This is a genomic window from Rickettsiales bacterium, assembly GCA_025210695.1.
GTDB lineage: Bacteria > Pseudomonadota > Alphaproteobacteria > Rickettsiales > CANDYO01 > CANDYO01.
In genome coordinates, this window is record JAOARE010000008.1 from 47,505 (window position 1) to 65,901 (window position 18,397).

Below are 18,397 nucleotides of genomic sequence, written 5' to 3' on the forward strand. Positions count from 1 at the left end.
TCTATATTTAGATAATAATCTGCAAGGCTTTAACAATAATATCTTTATCACCAATAATACTAACAACCTTATATTGGCTGGTTACCCCTTGACTGATAGAAATATTATTTCTTCCCATACTTAAGCGTTCTGATAATAATTTTATTACAACTTTATTAGCTTGTCCATTTTCTGGTAGCGATGTGACATAAATTTTTAAATTACCATCTAATATTTTACCAATCCTAGTTCTAGAAGCATTAGGAGTTACCTTAATATGTAATAAAACTCCTTGAGGAAAAAATTTTATAGGAAGGTCATTAGCAGATAACATCTTTCAAATTTTTATAATTAAGATTATTTGGAGGACTATATTGAACAAGAGTACAATTATCTATATCTAAAAAAGGAAGACCAAGAGCGTCTTGTATTGCCCAACAAATACCACCATGAGCCACAATTAACACCGGTCCTGGCAATTCAAGAGCTTGATTTATTCCCCTTATAACTCTTTCTTTAAATTTTATGAAAGATTCTGCCCCTTCAATATATTTCCCTTTTCTCCAATCATTCACCCAGAATTTTCCTTTACTAGGTTTTCCTTCCATAACTCCCCAAGAACTTTCTCTTAAATCATCAATTACCGTTATAGGTTTTAATATTTTCTGATTAAGAACCTGAGCCGTAGTTCTAGCTCTCATTAAAGGACTTGTAGCAATAGATGCATAAGAAATATCCTGCAAAGAATCCGCCATTTGATAAGCCTGTTTAAATCCGTTCTCATTTAAAGGAATATTTTTACCTCCCATAAAAACATTTCTTTTATTCCAATCTGTTTCTCCATGTCTAAGTAAATAAAAGGATTTAGAAAAAGAACTCATATTCTACACCACAAATAAATTAAAATTAATAAAATTGAACCTATGTATACTAGCTTATTTAAACAGTAAATCAATCAATTCATTTATATACTTATATTGCTTATTCAAAAGCAATGAGCTATTCTAGCTATCCTAAATTATGGAGTAATTTTATAATGCTTTCATGTGTTAATATTGGACTTGAGATAGATAACAAAGAGATTTTTTCTAATATAAGTTTCTCACTTCTGCCTAATTCTATTTATATTCTGAAAGGGGGAAATGGAGCTGGAAAAACCAGCCTATTAAAAATTATGGCTGGCTTATCTAGAAATTATAACGGAAATCTTTTATGGAACAACAGGCCAATAAATTATGAAGAATATTATAAGAAATGTATTGGTTATTTAGGCCATGAAGATGCTATTAAATTAGATTTATCGGTCATTGATAATTTAGCTCTATGGGCAGATTTAAAAGGCAATCATTTATTAGTTCCTCCAGCAATTGGCCAATTTAAATTAGGAGAAGTGATCAATACTAAATGCAAAGATTTATCTAAAGGATGGCAAAAAAGAGTTGCTCTGGCTAGAATGATTATAGGTAGTGGTAAATTATGGTTACTTGATGAGCCAGAAGCTAATCTTGACAAAGAAGGTCGTGAATTATTGTTAAAACTCCTGCAAGTTAAGATATCCTCTGGGGGAATGGCCATCATTGCTTCACATAATTTAGATTATTATAAAAAAATTCCAGTTATTAATATAAATGATTTTAAACATGATTAGTCAATTAATACATCTCTCCATATTTGAACTAAAAAAGAATCTTATTAAGAGCAAGTCATGGCTTAGTAATGCAATGTTCTTGCTCGTAAATATATCTATTTTCCCATTTACTATGAATTTAGACTCTACTAATGTTTTAGATCAATTTTTTCTTTCAGTAATAATGACTAGTATGCTGTTAGGAATAGTTTTAATCACTAGTCATATTTTTGATGAAGATGCAAAGGACGGAAGCTTAGACCAATATTTAGTATTTGGAGTCCCTTTTTATGTTGTTTTTTTAAGTAAAATGATAATGGCTAGCATTGAGTTTATTTTGATAATGACCATAATCTTACCAATTGCTGCTTTATTTTATTCAATCGACTTTAATATAATATGGAAAATTTGGTTGGCTATTGTTTTATCTATCCCTTTGCTATCTAGCATAAGTGTTTTTGGAGCTATGCTAACAATAAATCTGCATAAAAACAGTGCTGTAGCAATATTATTAACTTTTCCTTTACTCGTTTCAACTTTAATTATTTTAAGCCTTTCTGCTGGAAGGATTATAACAACGTCAAATTTTATAGAAGCTCTACCATATTTAGAAATGAATATAGGACTAACTTTATTACTCATCCCCCCACTTTGTTGGCTCTCTAAATATTTACGCTAAGACTTGGACTTCTTTTTAACACCTACTAACTTAACTTCTTTAGTTACCTCTTGCACTTCATAGCTTGTTTCTGTTGAAAAATAAGTTAAAAATACTGCTGCTAATACTATAGCTGCGATAATGGTGGTCCTACTAGATTTAATCTTCATAATAAATCATCTCCAATTGATAATATTTAGCCTTGAGTATATGCAAAATCTTCATAAGATCCAAGAACAAAGATAAAACATTAGTCTTTATCAAGAAATCATAATATATTGATATTCTATGTAAGTTTTTAAGATCTATTTTATGTCTCTAATCATCCAAGTACTCTTACCAAATTTGGATCCTTTGGATTATATTGTTCCAAATAATTTAGAACTCCGTTTAGGTGATTTAGTAATAGTGCCTTTTCGTAGCAAAAGAACATTAGGAATGGTGTGGAAAGCAAATCATATAAGTGATGTGCCATTAGAAAAACTTAAACCCGTTGAAAAAAAGCTACCTTTTAATATTCCTGATATCTACCTGGAGTTTATTCAATGGATAGCAGATTATTATTTATTCAGTTTAGGTCATGTTTTTAAAATGCTTCTTCCTTCTCAAATATCTACCTGGATGCTCAAGGAGAAGCCACATAAATCAGCTATAAACACCCCTCCATTAGAATATATTCAACCAGAATTTAACCCGGAACAGATTCAGGCTATTGAGCAAATTAATAAGTTTATTGAGGATAAAAAGTACAATATTATTCTAGATGGCGTTACCGGATCTGGTAAAACAGAAATTTACTTAACGGCTATTGATAAAGCTATAAAAAAAGCTAATGGTCAAGCACTTATTATGTTGCCAGAAATTGCTCTTACCTCCCAAATTACGAATAGAATAACTAAACGATTTGGATCACCTCCTTATATTTGGCATTCTAATATAACAGAAAAACAAAGACGAAATAGCTTTATGGCCATAATGGATGGAACAGCTAAAATTATAATAGGAGCTAGAAGCGCATTATTCTTACCATATAAAAACTTATCAATGGTTATTGTTGATGAAGAACATGAACAAAGTTATAAGCAAGAAGATGGCGTCACTTATCAAGCCAGAGACATGGCAATTATGCGAGCCAAACTAGGTAATATCCCTATAATCTTAGCATCTGCCTCTCCTTCACTTGAAACTATTCATAATGTTTCTCTAGGAAAGCTCAATTTAGTTACTTTAACAGGACGTTATAATGATAATTCTATGCCTAAAGTTCATGTCATCGACATGAAAAAAGAACGCAAAAAAAATTATTTCATCGCCCCCAGATTAGTCAAAGCCCTAAAAGAAAATTTTGCTAAAAATCAACAATCACTATTATTTTTAAATCGCAAAGGATATTCTCCAGCAATGATTTGTAGTGATTGTGGATATAGAATATGCTGCCATGCGTGTTCAACAGGAATGGTTTACCATAAATCTCAAAAGAAACTAAAATGCCATCAATGCGGGTATGTATCTGCTTTACCTAAAACTTGTTCTCATTGTTCTAAAGAAGAAAGTTTTGTAGCATGTGGTCCTGGAATTGAAAGACTAGCCGAAGAAGTTAGCGAATTAATACCAAACGCAAAAGTTACTACTCTAACACAAGATAACTGCAACAACTCTAAGCAAGCAGAAACTCTCCTTAATTCTATAACCAATAAAGAATATGATATTATCTTAGGAACTCAAATTATTGCCAAAGGACATCATTTTCCATCTCTTACTGTTGTAGGAATTATTGATGCAGACTCAGGAATGATGGGTGGGGATCTTAGAGCTGCTGAAAAAACCTATCAATTATTACAACAAGTTGGAGGTAGAGCCGGAAGAGAAATTTGCAATAGTCAAATTTTTATTCAAACGTATAATCCTGAACATCCTCTAATTTTAGCAATATCTAACTATAATAGAGTAAAATTTATTGAAGAAGAAATGAAAACTAGAGAGGCTATTAACATGCCACCTTTTGGTCGTTTAGCTTCTGTTATTTTATCTAGTAACCAAGAACAAAAATTAGCAGATTTTTCTAAGGAACTGGTTAAACTAGCCCCCATTAGCAAACAGATTTTAGTTTTAGGACCAGCTCCAGCTTTAATCTATAAACTTAGAGGAAAATTTCGTTATAGAATATTGATCAAAACTAAGCGTAATATTAATATCCAGAGATTCTTCACCGCCTGGTTAGAAGGAATTAAAATTCCTAATCATATCCATTTAAAAATAGATATAGACCCATATTATTTTCTATAAAAATTTCTAAATTGACAATCTTTAGTTAATAAGCTATTGTTATTAAGCAATTATGTATAATACTTTCAAAGTGATTTAATATGACAAAAACTCTCTTAAAACTATTTATAACTTCCATACTAGCCTTTAATTTTAGTGCTTCTGCTGAAATAGTTCTAAACTCAGCCATTCGAAATAATCCTCCATTTTATGTCATTAATAATAGTCAAATATCAGGAATAGAATATGAACTAACAAAGGTTATTTTTAATAAAGCTGGTATAACTGTAAAATACGATGCAGAAAATCCAGCATTCTGGAAAGAAATTCTAACCCAAATAGAATCAGGAGAAAAAGATTTTGTAGGAGGAGCCACAGATACTAAAGAAAGAGAAAACTGGGCTCTATTTAGTAAAACTTATAGACTAGATTCAGAATCTGTTGTTACTAATAATTCTAAGTCAAACTCTTTTACCAATGCTGCAGAATTTATTGAATTTATTAAAATGAACAAAAATCTCAAGATAGGGCTAGTAGATGGAGTTGTTTATAACTCTCAAGAAATAAATGACCTTATTAAAAACCCTGGTTCTACAATTCTAGTTATAAAAAGCTCACATGAACAGATAGTTGAATTACTAAACAATAATATGGTTGATTATATTGTAATTGACACATTGCTAGCTAATCAAGAGTTAGCTAAGATAGGTGCAAAAAATAATAACTTTAATGTTATAGATATCAACTCAACAATGCCTCTACACTTTATGTTTAGTAAAAAAACAGTAAATCAAGATATTGTTGATAAAGTTAACATAGCAATAGATGAGTCTGCCAAAGAAATTAAAAGCATTATGAAAAAACATCATGCATATTAAAAATATCCTTGATAGAACACACAAATAATCCCATATTATATGGTGTTATTTTAAGTTAGGATATTATTTATGAAAACAGAAACAGAAAACTTGATCTCCCAAATTACTAACACTATAGATCTTCTGCGGAGGTCTCTTTGACTATGAAAATGCATTTGTTAGACTGCAAGAATTAGAGGAATTAAGTAACGATCCTAATTTATGGAATAAACCCAAAAAGGCACAAAGACTTCTTCAAGAAAAAACTTATTTATCAGACAGTCTTAATCAATATAAAAACCTTCAACAAAAATTTTATGATCTAGTTGAATTAATCAATTTAGCAGAAGAAGAAAAAAACTCCTCCCTAATTGAAGAAATTGAAAATGAACTTATTACCCTTTCTGAAACCGTGAAAAACTTAGAAATAGAATGTCTCTTCTCAGGAGAAGCCGATAATAAAGAATGCTTTCTTGAAATACATGCAGGAGCTGGTGGAACAGAAAGTCATGACTGGGCACAAATGCTTCTTAGAATGTATTTAAGATGGTCTGAAAGACATAAATTTAAAATAGAATATGTTGATCAAGTTGCCGGAGAAGAAGCTGGAATAAAATCCGTAACAATAAAAATTTACGGAAAAAATGCTTATGGATATTGTAAATCAGAAAGTGGAGTTCATCGTCTAGTACGCCTTTCGCCATTTAACGCGGCAGGAAAAAGGCAAACTAGTTTTGCCAGTGTTTTTGCTTTTCCTGTATTGACTGATGATATTAATGTTGAAGTCAATGAAAAAGATTTAAGAATAGACACCTACCGTGCATCTGGTGCAGGCGGACAACATGTTAACACTACAGATAGCGCAGTAAGAATAACTCACATACCAAGCTCAATTGTTGTACAATGTCAAAGTGATCGATCACAACATAAAAATAAAGCAGAAGCAATGTCTATGCTAAAAGCACGTCTATATGAAGTAGAGTTACGCAGCAGACAAGAAAAAGTGGATCAACTAAACAAAGAAAAAACTGAAATCGGCTGGGGACATCAAATTAGATCTTATGTATTACATCCATACCAAATGGTAAAAGATCTGCGTACTGAATATGAAACAAGCAATACCGGAGCTGTATTAGATGGAAAGTTAGATGAATTCATGCTGGCTTACTTAAAATCAATGGCAACAAGAAAAATATAAAAATCCCTAGCAAAATCAACCTTTGCTAGGGAAAAAATTGTAGGACTACTTCTTAGCTGGAGCTTTAGAAGATGCTTCTGGAGCCTTTAAAGCAATGGTACTAATTTTCTTATCTATTCCTGCAATTACCTGGCTAGTTATATCTGATTTAGGATCAACATATATTAACAATTCAGCTGGAAATACTTGCGTGTATTGTCCTTCTTTAGCGACAACATTAACTACTTCCATCGCAACAGTATTAAATTCATTTAATGCAGCTTGTTGCATTTGCTCCATATCACTTGCTTCTTGTTGCATTTGAGTGCGTGAATCATTAAATTTATTATTAAATTCAGCTTCTTTTTTAGCAAATGCTTCTTTACTTAACACAGATTTTTGTTTATCTAATTCAGCTTTCTTAGTATCAAAATCTTTTTGTAATTTTGTCACTTTATCTTGAAATGTTTTTTGTAATTTCATTAACTGATCAGCTATTGACTTACCTGCTTTTGTTTCCATTCTAATCTTATCAGTATTAATAACTGCTATATGATTACTATTATCTGCAGCTACAGATATTCTACTGATTGCTAAAACTATTAATATTGAAACGACTATTTTTTTTAACATATTTTTCTCCTTAAAATGCAGTACTAAATGTGATATCGAATTTCTTTTCTCTATCGTAAGATTCTTTGCTCATCGGCACAGAATAATGAATTCTTATTGGCCCCATAGGACTAGTAAACCCTATCCCCATACCATATGAAGAACGTAAACTACTACTATCCCAGATTTCATCTTTTTTATCAACATCTACTTTATATAAATTACCAACATCTACAAAAGCAGCTCCAAATAATCCCATTTCCTTACCAAACCCTAAAGGAAACCTAACCTCAGATGTTCCACTATAATAACGATTTCCCCCTAGTGAATTCAAGTCATCTTTATCTCTGGGACCAACCCCTGCATAGTTAAAACCTCGAAGACTACCTCCTCCTCCTAAAAAGAACCTATCATTTATGCGCACATCTTGCCCTTCTAATCCATTAATTATACCACCTTCGGCTCCTAATATTAAGATTACATCATCATTAACAATAGGATGATAATATCTTGTTTTAGCAGTATGCCTTAAGAACTTTATATCTCCACCAACCCCGGCAAAGTCCTGACTTAAGCTTATAAAATATCCATCTGTAGGACTAGTATTAGAATCAAGTCTATTATAAAACAGAGATTGTCCTATCGAAGAAGTATTTTTTTTCCCTACCTGATCCTTGATTAAGTCTGAAGCATCATCTGGTACATTAGAAATTTTATTGTGAGAAAAGCGATAAAAAAATTGGTGACTTAAATATTCGGTCAAATTATACCCTATTCTAAACTTTACTCCTTCTGATTGATTATCATAACTTCTGTAGTGACTGCTATCTCTACCAACAGTACTGCTGAATATATCAAACCCTCCAGAAAGAGGCATATCAAATAGATACGGCTCTGTGAAAGACATATCAGCATTAAAACGATTCTCAGCTTTCATAAAGGCTAAATCTAATTGCTGTCCATTACCTAATAAGTTAGGCTCACTAAAGCCTATTCTTGCTAAAGGACCATCAGTGGTAGAATATCCCCCTGCAAAGTTCAAACTAGCCGTAGATTTTTCTTGCACCTTAAGATTCAGGTCCACTTTATCCGGTTCACTTGTGCGAGCAGTTTCTATGTTTGACTTCTCAAAAAAATCTAGATTATTAATGCGCTGCTCAGAACGAGTGATTTTGGTTGCATTATAAGGATCACCTTCTGCCAAACGAAACTCTCTACGAATAACTTTATCAGCAGTTCTAACGTTACCTTTTATATTAATCTTATCAATATAAACTCTTTTACTTTCACCAATAAAATAGGTAATATTAACCAATCTCTTATCCTGATCGAGCCACACTTGAGGATCGACGTCAACAAAAGCATAGCCTTGATCATTAATCCTCTTTATCAATAAATCAACAGATTTTTCTACTTTTTTTACATCATATGTATCTTTTTCTTTAGTAGTAATCTCTGATTTTAGTTCGTTTAAATTAATATCCTTATCTTTTAGCTCTGACTTAATATCAATTTTACCAAAATCATACCTCTCTCCTTCATCCACAGTAATAGTAATATAAAAACGCTCCTTTTTCTCGGAGACATTGGTTATAATTGAAATTATTTTAAAATCAGCATAACCTCTAGATTGATAGAATCTCGTGAGTAACTCTCTATCATATTCAAGCCTTGCCGGATTAAATAAATCACTGCTTGATAAGAAATAATACCAATGAGTTTCTTTACTAGACAATTCTGTTCTAAGTCTATAATCACTATACTCTTTATTACCAACAAATATAATTTTTTCTATTTTGGCTACCGGACCTTCTTCAATTTTATATACCAGATTTACTCTGTTATGCGGCAAAACGATAATCTGTGGAATAACTTTAGCTGAGAATCGGCCATTCTTATGATATAAATCTATAATACGATTCACATCTTCCTGAACCTTAGCTTTTGTATAAACTGCTCTAGGTTTAAGAATAATTTCAGCTTCAAGATCTTTACTTTTTAGTTTCGAATTTCCTTCAAAAACTATTAAATTTATCTTAGGATTCTCAATTACTTTTACTATAAGGTTATTTCCCTTTACAGATATCTCAACCTTTTTAAACATATTACTTGAATAAAGCTTCTTAATAGACTTATCTAAATCTTCACTATTAAAACTAATTCCAGGATGGATGTCTAAATAGGATTTTATGGTATCACCTTCAATCCTTTCATTACCTTGAATTATAATCTTATCAACTGTTTCACCATAGGCAAAAACAGACAAGAATAAAGAAACTATAAAAATAATATTCCTACAAAACATCATTATCCTACTTTAACAAAGAGCTTAAATCATTCAACGACACAAATATAGTTAACATTAGTAATAGAATTATTCCTATTTGGAAACCATAATTTTGTATTTTACCTGCAATTTTTTTACCAAAACTAGCTTCTACTAGATAGATTAATAAATGACCACCATCTAAAACAGGAATTGGAAATAAATTTATTAGACCCAAATTAATAGATAATAATGCCATAAACCATAACAAAGACTTAATTCCTGCTTCCATAGATTTAGCAGAATATTGCGCAATTTTAATAGGCCCTCCTAATTCTTTGCTACTTCTTGCTCCAGTAACTATCTGTCCCATGGCTTTAAGAGTCATCACTGAAAGATTATAACACTCTAATATAGCTAGTTTTGTTGCAGCAAATATATTCTGCTCTTCTATCTTAATATCAGTTGTAATAATACCTAATTTATAACTTATTACCTCATTATCTAAAGCATCCTTCTCTATTGTTTTCTGGGGAGTAACAGTTTTATAGATTTCTTGTCCACTTACTTTAATATAAACATCTTCACTTAAATTTAGAGCCATAATGTTCTTTATATCATCGAAGCTATTTACTCTATTTCCATTAATTTCTTCTATTACATCGCCAGGATAAATTCCAGCTTTGCTAGCTGGACTATTTTCAATAACCTCTGTAATCTTGGTAGTGACATTTGGATATCCATATATAAAAAAGAAAAAAGTAAAGACTATTGCTGAAAAAAGATAATTAGCCGCAGGACCTGCAGCAACAATAGCAGATTTCTCTTTTAAAGATTTACAAGAAAAAGCCATCTTTTTTTCTGAGCTCGAGAATCCCTTAATTAAATCTCCATCTTCTTGGCTAGCTGAGTTTTTATCACCAAACATTTTGATATATCCCCCCATAGGGATTAAACAAAACTTCCAACGTGTTCCATGTTTATCATTAAATCCAAGCAACTCTTTACCAAATCCTATCGAAAACACCTCCACCTTAACTCCAGCTCTTCTTGCCACCCAGAAATGTCCAAATTCATGAACAAAAACAATAATCGTTAGCACTAAAACAAAAGATAAAATATTAAATAATAATGTTGATATTAATTCCATGATAATTCCTATTTTTTACAACCAATCTCTTTAACAAATAAATTCATTTCAAACTTTTAAGAAAAGTTATTGAACAATTATAAAATTCTGATAATATACATTTTCTCTTAATGGGGCGTAGCCAAGCGGTAAGGCAACGGGTTTTGATCCCGTCATGCGGAGGTTCGATCCCTCCCGCCCCAGCCAGAGTTCAAGCCTTCACCACTTTATTTCCACCTTGTTTCTTTGCCATATATAAAGCTTTATCTGCTTTATTTATTAAATCTTCTAATGAATCATCAGGCGCAATACTTGCTACTCCAACACTCACCTTGCATTCTTTTTCTATAGATTTACAAATTCTATCTCCCACTATAAGAGAGCCTTCAATAGAGCTATCGTGCAGCATAATGATAAACTCATCGCCACCAAAACGGGCTAGCACATCATTATTTCGAATAGAATGTTTAAATATTTCCGCCACTTTCTTTAAATATTCATCCCCTTTTAAATGGCCTTGCGAATCATTAATCTTTTTAAAGTTATCTATATCAATCATTGCAATAGAAAAGTGAGCTCTAGATTTTATAGCCTCCTGACAACAAGTATAAAAATAATCCTTGTTATATAATCCAGTCAATGTATCAATATTTATATCACTTGAATTTTTGTTATTAAATTTATTAATAGCAACTTGAATTCTAATTTCTAATTCTCCTTTATTAAAAGGATATATAAGATAATCATCAACTCTTGATTTTAAAATCAGCTCTGCATCTTTTATAAAAGCTATAACTGGAACATTTCTATTTTGAGAATTTAGTATCTCTAAATCACTTTCTTGAAAAAGATCTAATAAAATAATTTCCTCACCTTCTTTTACTAGGCTATATTTAGATGAGAGATCAATTTCTAACTTGCTTAAAAGTTTAATCCTAGTCATAAGATCCAACTATCTTTATTTCCCATTCTAGCATCACTCCAGAATTTTCAAACACCCGTTTTCTAACAGTTTCTCCTAATTCTTCAATTTCTTTAGCCGTTGCATTACCAACATTAATAAAGAAATTACAATGCTTCTGGGAGACCATAGCATCTCCTATGCGAAGCCCCCTACATCCGGCCTGATCTATTAATTGCCAAGCCTTATGTCCTGAAGGGTTTTTAAAGCTACTACCACTAGTTTTAGTTCTAATAGGTTGGGACTCTTCTCTTTGTTGCTGAATGTTTTGAATTTTTCCTTTTATTGTAGCGTGATTTCCAGGGTTGACTTTTAACAAGGCTCTAATAAAAATTAAATTATTCTCCAAAGAACTTGATCTATATTTAAATCCACATTCTTCTTTAGTTAGAGTAATTAAATTACCCTTAGAATCTAATGCTTCTAATTTTATTAAATGATCAGCAATTTCTTGACCATAAGCTCCAGCATTCATAGCTAAAGCTCCGCCTATTACACCAGGGACCCCACTTAAAAACTCTAAACCCTCAAGATTGTTTTCCAAACAATATTGACTTACATTAACATCTAATGCTCCAGCACCAACAACAAGCTCATTACCTTCATGAGTTATATTTGTGAATTCTTTACCTAAACGAATTACGACTCCTCTAATACCTCCATCTCTTACTAAAAGATTGGATCCCACTCCCAAAACCATATAGGGTATATTAGGAGATTTTTCTTGTAAGAAATAAATTAAATCTTCAATATCTGCCGGCTTAAATAGAATATCAGCAGGTCCCCCAACTCTAAACCACGTAACATTTGATAGCTCAAATGCTTTACGATAACTTCCTCTAACTTTTGGCATGCCATCTATCATCAAAAAACCTTAATCTAAATCTTTTAACTCTAGTATAACAGGTACATGATCAGATGGAAGCTCCATACCACGCGCTTCCCTTAAAATATATCCCGATTTGATATACTTTTCCAATGGCTTTGTAACCCAAATATGGTCTAATCTACGACCTCTATCAGATTTTGCCCAATCACGATTACGATAACTCCACCAACTATATAATTTTTCAGAATCTGGAGTGAACCTACGAATAGCATCATGCCAATTTAATGATTGATACAAATTCTCCATTTTTTCTAATTCAATAGGAGTATGGCTAACTTCCTTGAGAAGTTGTTTATGAGACCATACGTCATTCTCACGTGGAGCAATATTTAAATCTCCAAGTATAATCAACTTATCTGCTGGATCTCTGTTTTCTTTAAACCACTTTGTAGTTTCATCCATAAATTTTAATTTATGAGCAAATTTTGGATTGCTATTAGGATCTGGAATATCCCCTCCCGCCGGTATATAAAAATTATGAATTTCTATTCCATTATATGGTCTCACAGCGATGTGCCGATGCTCTTTCTTTTCAATAACATTTAATGAAAAACTAGTTTGTAGTGGTTTTTTTGACAAGGTAGCCACTCCGTTATAGCCTTTACCCCCATATAATTCTATATGCTTAAAACCAAGGTCCTTAATATATTTAAAGGGAAATTCATTATTTGTTACCTTTGTTTCCTGCAAACATAAAATATCTGGCTTTTCTTGAATAACAAACTTCTCTATGTTATTCAAACGCATGCGAACAGAATTTACATTCCAAGTGGCTATTCTCATATAGTTACTAATTTTTGTATAGATTGATAATCAGGGAAATTCTTTATATCTCCCAAAACTGAAATTGTACTTAACTTTTTACTGCTAAAAATTCTTTTCGCCATATCATGAAGATCTTCTGTAGTAATTGAAGTATAACCTTGCCAAATTTCCTCCCTGGGAATATACCGTCCATGACAAGAATAATTACCCGCCATTATACTAACCCAATTATCTACTGTTTCTCTGCTCATATATAGTGAAGATTTCACCTGAGACAAGCATCTATCAATTTCTTCTTGGGTAATGGTATGAGTAAGCTTAATTATCTCCTCAGATAACAAACTTAAGGCTTCCTCTATTTTATCACTAGATGTACTAAGTGATGCTCCAAAAACTCCAGAATCTGAGAAATAATGACAAAAACTACCAACCGAATAAACCAAACCTCTTTTTTCTCTAATTTCTTGAAAAAGCCTTGAAGAAATACTACCGCCCCAAATATTAGCTAACATCTCTAGTTTATAATATTCATCTGAATGTATGCTTAAACCTTCATATCCAACCACTAAATGAAACTGCGATAACTTAGTGTCATGTTTAAAATTATATCCACCTGTGTATTTAGCGCCCTCTACTTCTATTAAATTACAGCCTGGAAATGGAGTAAATTTTTCTAAAACTAAATTCAACAATTCTTGGTGAGTTAAATTTCCTGATGCTGCAATAATAATCTTGGGAGCAATATAATGACTTCTAGTAAAATCAATAATTTGTTGTTTGGTAAAATTAAGGATGTTCTCTTTAGACCCTAAAATACTTCTTCCAACCGCTTGACCTGCAAAAGATGTTTCAGAAAAACTCTCAAAAACCACTTCCTCTGGCGTATCTTCAACTTGAGCTAATTCTTGCAATACAACATTTCTCTCTTTTTCTATCTCTTCTTCATTATATACAGAGTTAAACATAATATCAGAAAGAACGTCTATGGTAAGAGGTAAAAATTCTTTAAGAACCTTTGCTGAATACACTGTATTCTCTTTAGATGTATAGGCATTTAAATAACCTCCTATAGCATCAAATTCTTCAGCTATTTCCTTTGCGCTTCTTTTTGAAGTACCCTTAAAATTCATATGTTCTATAAAATGAGCAATACCATTTAGATTAATTGACTCATTTCTACTACCAACCTTGACCCATATTTCTATAGCCACAGAAGACACATTATTATTTTCTAAACTTAAAACTGTCAGCCCATCAGGCAAAATAGTTTTTTCATGTTGTTGATCTAAAGATTTTTTGCTATAAGTCAAAGTTTAATAATCCTAAGTTTTATGAGTAGCCATATAATATGCACACAATCGACAATCCTTTTCAACAAAATTCTGTTACTTACTGTCTAGAACTGCAAATTAAATTTGCTTATTTACAGTTTTTTCTACAATTTTTTGAAACATTAAGCGAAACTATTGTATATTTCGAAGATGATTACACTAAGAATATTGATAGCAAACCTGAAGATATATGGAGAATTCAAGTCTATTTAGATAAAAAACCTAATCTTAAAGTTATAGAAGCTAAAACCACAAAAATTGCTTTAGAACATAAAATACCTCCCCCCTGTCTAGAAGTTAAAAAAATTAATGATAAAGACTGGGTGAGTGAAGTACAAAAAACTTTTATACCTATTCAGTCTGGTTTATTCTTTATTCATCATTCAAATTATGATGAAGAAATACCAGAAGGACAAATTGCTATAGAAATTAATGCAGGTAGAGCATTCGGCACTGGAGAGCATGAAACCACGAGCAATTGCTTAAAAGCCTTATCTAATTTAAAAGAAAATAAATATATCAACTGTTTAGATATGGGATGCGGATCTGGAATATTAGCAATTGCAATGGCAAAATTATGGCCCTACCAAATTACAGCTGTGGACGTAGATGAACAAGCCATTAATGTAGCTCTAGAGAATTTTCATTTAAATGGCACTGGATTTATTACTGCAGAACAAAGCGATGGATATAAATCAAAATTCGTTAGCAGAAATGCCCCATATCAATTAATCACAGCAAATATACTTGCTAACCCTTTAATAGAAATGGCACATGATGCTTATGTTCACCTTCAAGAGGGAGGAATTCTAATCCTAGCAGGATTTCTAAATGACCAAATAAAAAACGTTCTAAAAGCCCATAAAAAACAAGGATTTAACTTAGTACAAACAATTTCTGATAAAAATTGGCCTATATTAATACTAAAGAAATGAGGAGAGTATTAATTAAATATTAATCTCTTGATAATACACTGACATAAATATTTTATAAAACAATTATGGTCTTGAATTATTATGGGTCTTACAAACAGAACTGTAGAAATAACAGCATGGGGCGTTTCCATGGCTACATATTCTAAGAATTATGCAGACCATCAAGATAAAATTATAGAATTAATTTCTCCAGACAATATTATGTCAATAAAACCTTTTTTTAAAGGTGATAAAGATAAATACCCTGCTGGGTTAATTATAGAAACAAAAGACTATGTTATGGTAAGTTATAGAGGAACTAAACTTTCTGAACCTAAAGAAGTTTTTCATGACTTGCAAATACATCAATCAAATATGAAACTTGCAGGAAAAGATTATCTAATGCATGCAGGATTCATAAAAGAATACAAAGCCTCTAAAGACAACCTCATAAAAACCTTTGCTCAAGTAGATTCTAGTAAACCAATAATATTTTCTGGACATAGTCTCGGTGGAGCTATGGCTAATATTGCTGCACTAGATTTTACCGCTAATAAGCCAATAGAAAATACTAAAGTAGATAATGTTGTAACTTTTGGAGCTCCCAGAGTATTTTCTCCTGCCACTGCAAAACTTTATAACAAATTAGAATTAGGAAAAAAAACCTTAAGAGTTGTACAGAGGGGAGACCCTATCCCTGAAATGGTTCCTTATCTAGCTTATAAGCATACCGGAAAAAAAATAGTCTTATTAGATTACAAAGCCCAACTTCACTCAAGTAATGCTTATCGAAATATTACAAGCAAATTAAAACAGCATACCATAGAAAATGCTAAAGAATATGATGGGTTTAGTCGTTATCTAATAAGAATTTTAACAAAAGCAAGAGACAGATTATTATCATCCACCGGAATGATTTCCCGTAAGGAATATCAAATGCGTGATAGAGTTATGAGGGAAAGAGAGTTCAAAGAATTTATGGGGATAAATTCTAAAGGAATCTAACCCCATTATCTTTAGAAGAAGAAAGTAAATTATTGCTTCTTTTCTACTGCACCTTGAGCTTTACGTTGCTCATATAAGCTAGCAAAGTCAACAGGCTCTATCATCAATGGTTGAAAACCACCATCCCTTGTGGCATCTGCTAAAACTCTTCTTGCAAATGGGAAAAGAATTGTTGGACAATGGATTAAAAGAATCATTTCTTTTTGCGCTGCTTCCACATTTTTTAAGGTAAATAAACCAGCATAAGAAAGTTCAGCTACAAACAAAGAGGTATCCCCTGATTTTGCAGTGGCTGTAATTTGTAATGTTACCTCATGAGTGTCTTCTTTCATAGCTTTAGCTTCTAGATTTAAAGCTATTTCTATCTGTGGGGCCTCTTTTGGAGCCACTAAAGTTGCTGGAGCTCCTGGGTTCTCAAATGATAAATCTTTAACATATTGTATGTTAATAGCCACAGATGGAGCTGTTGCTTCTGAAGGAGTTGTCTCTTTTTTTGTCATAATTATTTACCTTTTTTAGTTAAAATTAATGCGTTTATAAAATAGATGATGTAAAATCATAAATTACATTGTATAAATGTCAAGTAATCAAAAAATTATCGAGGATCTATTATGCTTTCAGCAGATATTATTGTATTGGGTTTCGTAACCGGCTTTATTTTATACAGACTATACACAACACTTGGCCGTAAAGATGATGATGGGAGCCATTACACTACAAAGAAAAACGATGTTTCAGGAATAATAGATATTTCTTCAATGGTAAAAACTGTTGATGAATCTTCTTCTGAACTTTCTCCTATTGAGACTAGCTTAAGCGCTGGTTTTGAAGATGTGGTAGCTGAAATTAAAAAAATTGAAAAAAAGTTTTCTCTAGAGAAGTTTCTAAATGGCGCACAAAAAGCTTTTGAAATGATATTAACAGCCTTTGCAGAAAACGATCGTCAAACTTTAGAAAAACTTTTAGATAAAAACACTTATAAACAGTTTATAAGTGAAATTGACAGAAGAATAAAAAATGAAATTACTTTAAATTTAACTTTAGTAGCTTTACCAAAAGTAGAAATAAAAAATATAAAACTAAGAAATAAAACATTATCTATAGAAGTATTCTATCATAGCCAACAAATCAACCTTCTTAAAAACAAGAAAGAAGAGATAATAGAAGGGGATGTTTCTCAAATTGATAATGTGGAAGATACATGGACTTTTAGTAAAGAGCTAAATTCTAATGAAGATTGGAAACTGGTTAAAGTGTAAATGCTATATAGAAGTTTTGTTCTATTATTGTGCCTATTCATTCTAACCAACTGTACTAGTAAAATTATATCAAACTAGAAAAATCTAACTTCTCAAAATTAGATAGGCGACAAACATGAAAAAGCTTTGAATACATTTGCTAAATCTTGCTCTGTGAGTAAAAAATAAATTAGTTGTATAGGATAAATGTCATTCAAGATAATAAAATTAATGAAATGGATGTTTTAATCGGCAAAAATATTAGGACTAGAAGAAAAAATTTGGCAATAAGTCAACGAACTTTAGCATTAAAGATTGGAGTTGCATTTCAAATAATTCAAAAATATGAGAACTCTGTAAGCAAGATACCTGAAAATAGGCTTTATGCAATTGCAGAAATTCTAAAGGTAACACCAGAGTATTTTTTAACCCCAATTTCGATTCACCTCTTTTAGAGATTGGAGACTGAAAACGCCCATAAACACTAGCAATTCTACCATTTGGGAGGTTTGTTTGGCTGTATAAATTGCAGCGACTAGAGGGAACACAACTGTTAGTAGTGGCGGAGAGAGGGGGATTCGAACCCCCGGTACGGTTCCCCGTACACACGCTTTCCAAGCGGGCGCCTTAAGCCACTCGGCCACCTCTCCGTTTGAGGATTTCAAATTTACACGTATTAGGGGGGATATGTCAAATGATTTAAGCTTACAACTTTAATATTGTA

Annotated in this window: 19 protein-coding genes and 2 tRNA genes; 9 read left to right on the top strand and 12 right to left on the bottom strand. The window is 31.8% G+C overall.

Annotated elements, in window-relative coordinates; all coding sequences use genetic code 11:
- Positions 1–7 precede the first annotated feature (7 nt).
- Positions 8–313, bottom strand: a complete 306-nt coding sequence (locus N4A31_00545; GenBank protein MCT4634723.1) for a DUF167 family protein — start codon at positions 311–313, stop codon at positions 8–10.
- A complete protein-coding gene (locus tag N4A31_00550) occupies positions 300–860 on the bottom strand; it encodes a histidine phosphatase family protein (GenBank protein ID MCT4634724.1) in 561 nt (186 codons plus the stop codon). Before N4A31_00550 ends, N4A31_00545 begins: the two co-directional genes overlap by 14 nt.
- A 155-nt stretch (positions 861–1,015) precedes the next feature.
- Here N4A31_00550 and ccmA point away from each other — a divergent pair, with 155 nt between their 5' ends.
- Both ccmA and N4A31_00560 read left to right on the top strand, forming a co-directional pair.
- Complete coding sequence (gene ccmA, locus N4A31_00555) at positions 1,016–1,627, top strand: heme ABC exporter ATP-binding protein CcmA (GenBank protein ID MCT4634725.1); 612 nt, start codon at positions 1,016–1,018, stop codon at positions 1,625–1,627.
- Positions 1,620–2,285, top strand: coding sequence for a heme exporter protein CcmB (locus N4A31_00560; GenBank protein MCT4634726.1), 666 nt, complete (start codon positions 1,620–1,622; stop codon positions 2,283–2,285). Before ccmA ends, N4A31_00560 begins: the two co-directional genes overlap by 8 nt.
- On the opposite strand, the gene N4A31_00565 is transcribed toward N4A31_00560, so the two are convergent.
- Entirely contained in the window at positions 2,282–2,434 is a 153-nt protein-coding gene (locus tag N4A31_00565; GenBank protein ID MCT4634727.1) for a hypothetical protein, read from the bottom strand. The two genes, N4A31_00560 and N4A31_00565, sit on opposite strands and share 4 nt — an antisense overlap.
- A 142-nt stretch (positions 2,435–2,576) precedes the next feature.
- On the opposite strand from N4A31_00565, the gene priA reads away from it, so the two are divergent.
- The 3 genes from priA to prfB all read left to right on the top strand — a co-directional run bounded on the left by priA (position 2,577) and on the right by prfB (position 6,584).
- Positions 2,577–4,550 (top strand): primosomal protein N', encoded by a 1,974-nt coding sequence (priA, locus tag N4A31_00570; protein ID MCT4634728.1) that lies wholly within the window; start codon positions 2,577–2,579, stop codon positions 4,548–4,550.
- Positions 4,551–4,630: 80 nt separating this feature from the next.
- Positions 4,631–5,407: a transporter substrate-binding domain-containing protein gene (locus N4A31_00575; GenBank protein ID MCT4634729.1), complete on the top strand. Its 777-nt coding sequence runs from the start codon at positions 4,631–4,633 to the stop codon at positions 5,405–5,407.
- A gap of 69 nt (positions 5,408–5,476) precedes the next feature.
- A protein-coding gene (gene prfB / locus N4A31_00580; protein MCT4634730.1) for a peptide chain release factor 2 occupies positions 5,477–6,584 on the top strand; the annotation gives its coding sequence in 2 pieces (ribosomal slippage) (positions 5,477–5,545 and positions 5,547–6,584; 1,107 coding nt in all).
- Positions 6,585–6,629: 45 nt separating this feature from the next.
- Here prfB and N4A31_00585 read toward each other — a convergent pair.
- The 3 genes from N4A31_00585 to rseP are packed head-to-tail and all read right to left on the bottom strand — an operon-like array spanning position 6,630 to position 10,591.
- Entirely contained in the window at positions 6,630–7,196 is a 567-nt protein-coding gene (locus tag N4A31_00585) for an OmpH family outer membrane protein (GenBank protein MCT4634731.1), read from the bottom strand.
- 10 nt (positions 7,197–7,206) lie between these two features.
- Entirely contained in the window at positions 7,207–9,480 is a 2,274-nt protein-coding gene (bamA, locus tag N4A31_00590; GenBank protein ID MCT4634732.1) for an outer membrane protein assembly factor BamA, read from the bottom strand.
- Between the two features lie 7 nt (positions 9,481–9,487).
- Positions 9,488–10,591 carry an RIP metalloprotease RseP gene (gene rseP / locus N4A31_00595; GenBank protein ID MCT4634733.1) on the bottom strand — a complete coding sequence of 368 codons (1,104 nt, stop codon included), beginning with the start codon at positions 10,589–10,591 and terminating at the stop codon, positions 9,488–9,490.
- A gap of 111 nt (positions 10,592–10,702) precedes the next feature.
- Between rseP and N4A31_00600 the strand changes: the two genes are divergently transcribed.
- Positions 10,703–10,777, top strand: a tRNA-Gln gene (locus N4A31_00600).
- Between the two features lie 4 nt (positions 10,778–10,781).
- On the opposite strand, the gene N4A31_00605 is transcribed toward N4A31_00600, so the two are convergent.
- Genes N4A31_00605 through N4A31_00620 form a run of 4 tightly spaced genes read right to left on the bottom strand, consistent with a single transcriptional unit; the run spans position 10,782 to position 14,495 of the window.
- A complete protein-coding gene (locus N4A31_00605; GenBank protein ID MCT4634734.1) occupies positions 10,782–11,513 on the bottom strand; it encodes a diguanylate cyclase in 732 nt (243 codons plus the stop codon).
- Positions 11,506–12,399: a UDP-N-acetylmuramate dehydrogenase gene (murB, locus tag N4A31_00610; protein ID MCT4634735.1), complete on the bottom strand. Its 894-nt coding sequence runs from the start codon at positions 12,397–12,399 to the stop codon at positions 11,506–11,508. The genes N4A31_00605 and murB overlap by 8 nt, the downstream gene beginning before the upstream one ends.
- Positions 12,400–12,405: 6 nt before the next feature.
- Positions 12,406–13,203: an exodeoxyribonuclease III gene (gene xth / locus N4A31_00615; protein ID MCT4634736.1), complete on the bottom strand. Its 798-nt coding sequence runs from the start codon at positions 13,201–13,203 to the stop codon at positions 12,406–12,408.
- Complete coding sequence (locus N4A31_00620) at positions 13,200–14,495, bottom strand: insulinase family protein (protein ID MCT4634737.1); 1,296 nt, start codon at positions 14,493–14,495, stop codon at positions 13,200–13,202. The genes xth and N4A31_00620 overlap by 4 nt, the downstream gene beginning before the upstream one ends.
- A 38-nt stretch (positions 14,496–14,533) precedes the next feature.
- On the opposite strand from N4A31_00620, the gene N4A31_00625 reads away from it, so the two are divergent.
- The gene (locus tag N4A31_00625; protein ID MCT4634738.1) at positions 14,534–15,451 is read left to right on the top strand and encodes a 50S ribosomal protein L11 methyltransferase; all 918 of its coding nucleotides are present in this window, start codon (positions 14,534–14,536) and stop codon (positions 15,449–15,451) included.
- A gap of 81 nt (positions 15,452–15,532) precedes the next feature.
- On the top strand, positions 15,533–16,435 hold the full coding sequence (locus tag N4A31_00630) for a lipase family protein (GenBank protein ID MCT4634739.1): 903 nt from the start codon (positions 15,533–15,535) through the stop codon (positions 16,433–16,435).
- A gap of 29 nt (positions 16,436–16,464) precedes the next feature.
- Here N4A31_00630 and secB read toward each other — a convergent pair whose 3' ends face one another.
- The gene (secB, locus tag N4A31_00635; protein ID MCT4634740.1) at positions 16,465–16,935 is read right to left on the bottom strand and encodes a protein-export chaperone SecB; all 471 of its coding nucleotides are present in this window, start codon (positions 16,933–16,935) and stop codon (positions 16,465–16,467) included.
- A gap of 111 nt (positions 16,936–17,046) precedes the next feature.
- Between secB and N4A31_00640 the strand changes: the two genes are divergently transcribed.
- Positions 17,047–17,694 (top strand): Tim44/TimA family putative adaptor protein, encoded by a 648-nt coding sequence (locus tag N4A31_00640; GenBank protein ID MCT4634741.1) that lies wholly within the window; start codon positions 17,047–17,049, stop codon positions 17,692–17,694.
- A gap of 539 nt (positions 17,695–18,233) precedes the next feature.
- Here N4A31_00640 and N4A31_00645 read toward each other — a convergent pair.
- Positions 18,234–18,323 (bottom strand) — tRNA-Ser (locus N4A31_00645).
- Positions 18,324–18,397: the final 74 nt, after the last annotated feature.

What these genes read in the sequence shown, in the direction of transcription:
- N4A31_00545 (MCT4634723.1), bottom strand. Translation starts at nt 313, where the DNA reads ATGTTATCTGCTAATGACCTTCCTATAAAATTTTTTCCTCAAGGAGTT.
- N4A31_00550 (MCT4634724.1), bottom strand. Translation starts at nt 860, where the DNA reads ATGAGTTCTTTTTCTAAATCCTTTTATTTACTTAGACATGGAGAAACA.
- ccmA (MCT4634725.1), top strand. Translation starts at nt 1,016, where the DNA reads ATGCTTTCATGTGTTAATATTGGACTTGAGATAGATAACAAAGAGATT.
- N4A31_00560 (MCT4634726.1), top strand. Translation starts at nt 1,620, where the DNA reads ATGATTAGTCAATTAATACATCTCTCCATATTTGAACTAAAAAAGAAT.
- N4A31_00565 (MCT4634727.1), bottom strand. Translation starts at nt 2,434, where the DNA reads ATGAAGATTAAATCTAGTAGGACCACCATTATCGCAGCTATAGTATTA.
- priA (MCT4634728.1), top strand. Translation starts at nt 2,577, where the DNA reads ATGTCTCTAATCATCCAAGTACTCTTACCAAATTTGGATCCTTTGGAT.
- N4A31_00575 (MCT4634729.1), top strand. Translation starts at nt 4,631, where the DNA reads ATGACAAAAACTCTCTTAAAACTATTTATAACTTCCATACTAGCCTTT.
- N4A31_00585 (MCT4634731.1), bottom strand. Translation starts at nt 7,196, where the DNA reads ATGTTAAAAAAAATAGTCGTTTCAATATTAATAGTTTTAGCAATCAGT.
- bamA (MCT4634732.1), bottom strand. Translation starts at nt 9,480, where the DNA reads ATGTTTTGTAGGAATATTATTTTTATAGTTTCTTTATTCTTGTCTGTT.
- rseP (MCT4634733.1), bottom strand. Translation starts at nt 10,591, where the DNA reads ATGGAATTAATATCAACATTATTATTTAATATTTTATCTTTTGTTTTA.
- N4A31_00605 (MCT4634734.1), bottom strand. Translation starts at nt 11,513, where the DNA reads ATGACTAGGATTAAACTTTTAAGCAAGTTAGAAATTGATCTCTCATCT.
- xth (MCT4634736.1), bottom strand. Translation starts at nt 13,203, where the DNA reads ATGAGAATAGCCACTTGGAATGTAAATTCTGTTCGCATGCGTTTGAAT.
- N4A31_00625 (MCT4634738.1), top strand. Translation starts at nt 14,534, where the DNA reads ATGCACACAATCGACAATCCTTTTCAACAAAATTCTGTTACTTACTGT.
- N4A31_00630 (MCT4634739.1), top strand. Translation starts at nt 15,533, where the DNA reads ATGGGTCTTACAAACAGAACTGTAGAAATAACAGCATGGGGCGTTTCC.
- secB (MCT4634740.1), bottom strand. Translation starts at nt 16,935, where the DNA reads ATGACAAAAAAAGAGACAACTCCTTCAGAAGCAACAGCTCCATCTGTG.
- N4A31_00640 (MCT4634741.1), top strand. Translation starts at nt 17,047, where the DNA reads ATGCTTTCAGCAGATATTATTGTATTGGGTTTCGTAACCGGCTTTATT.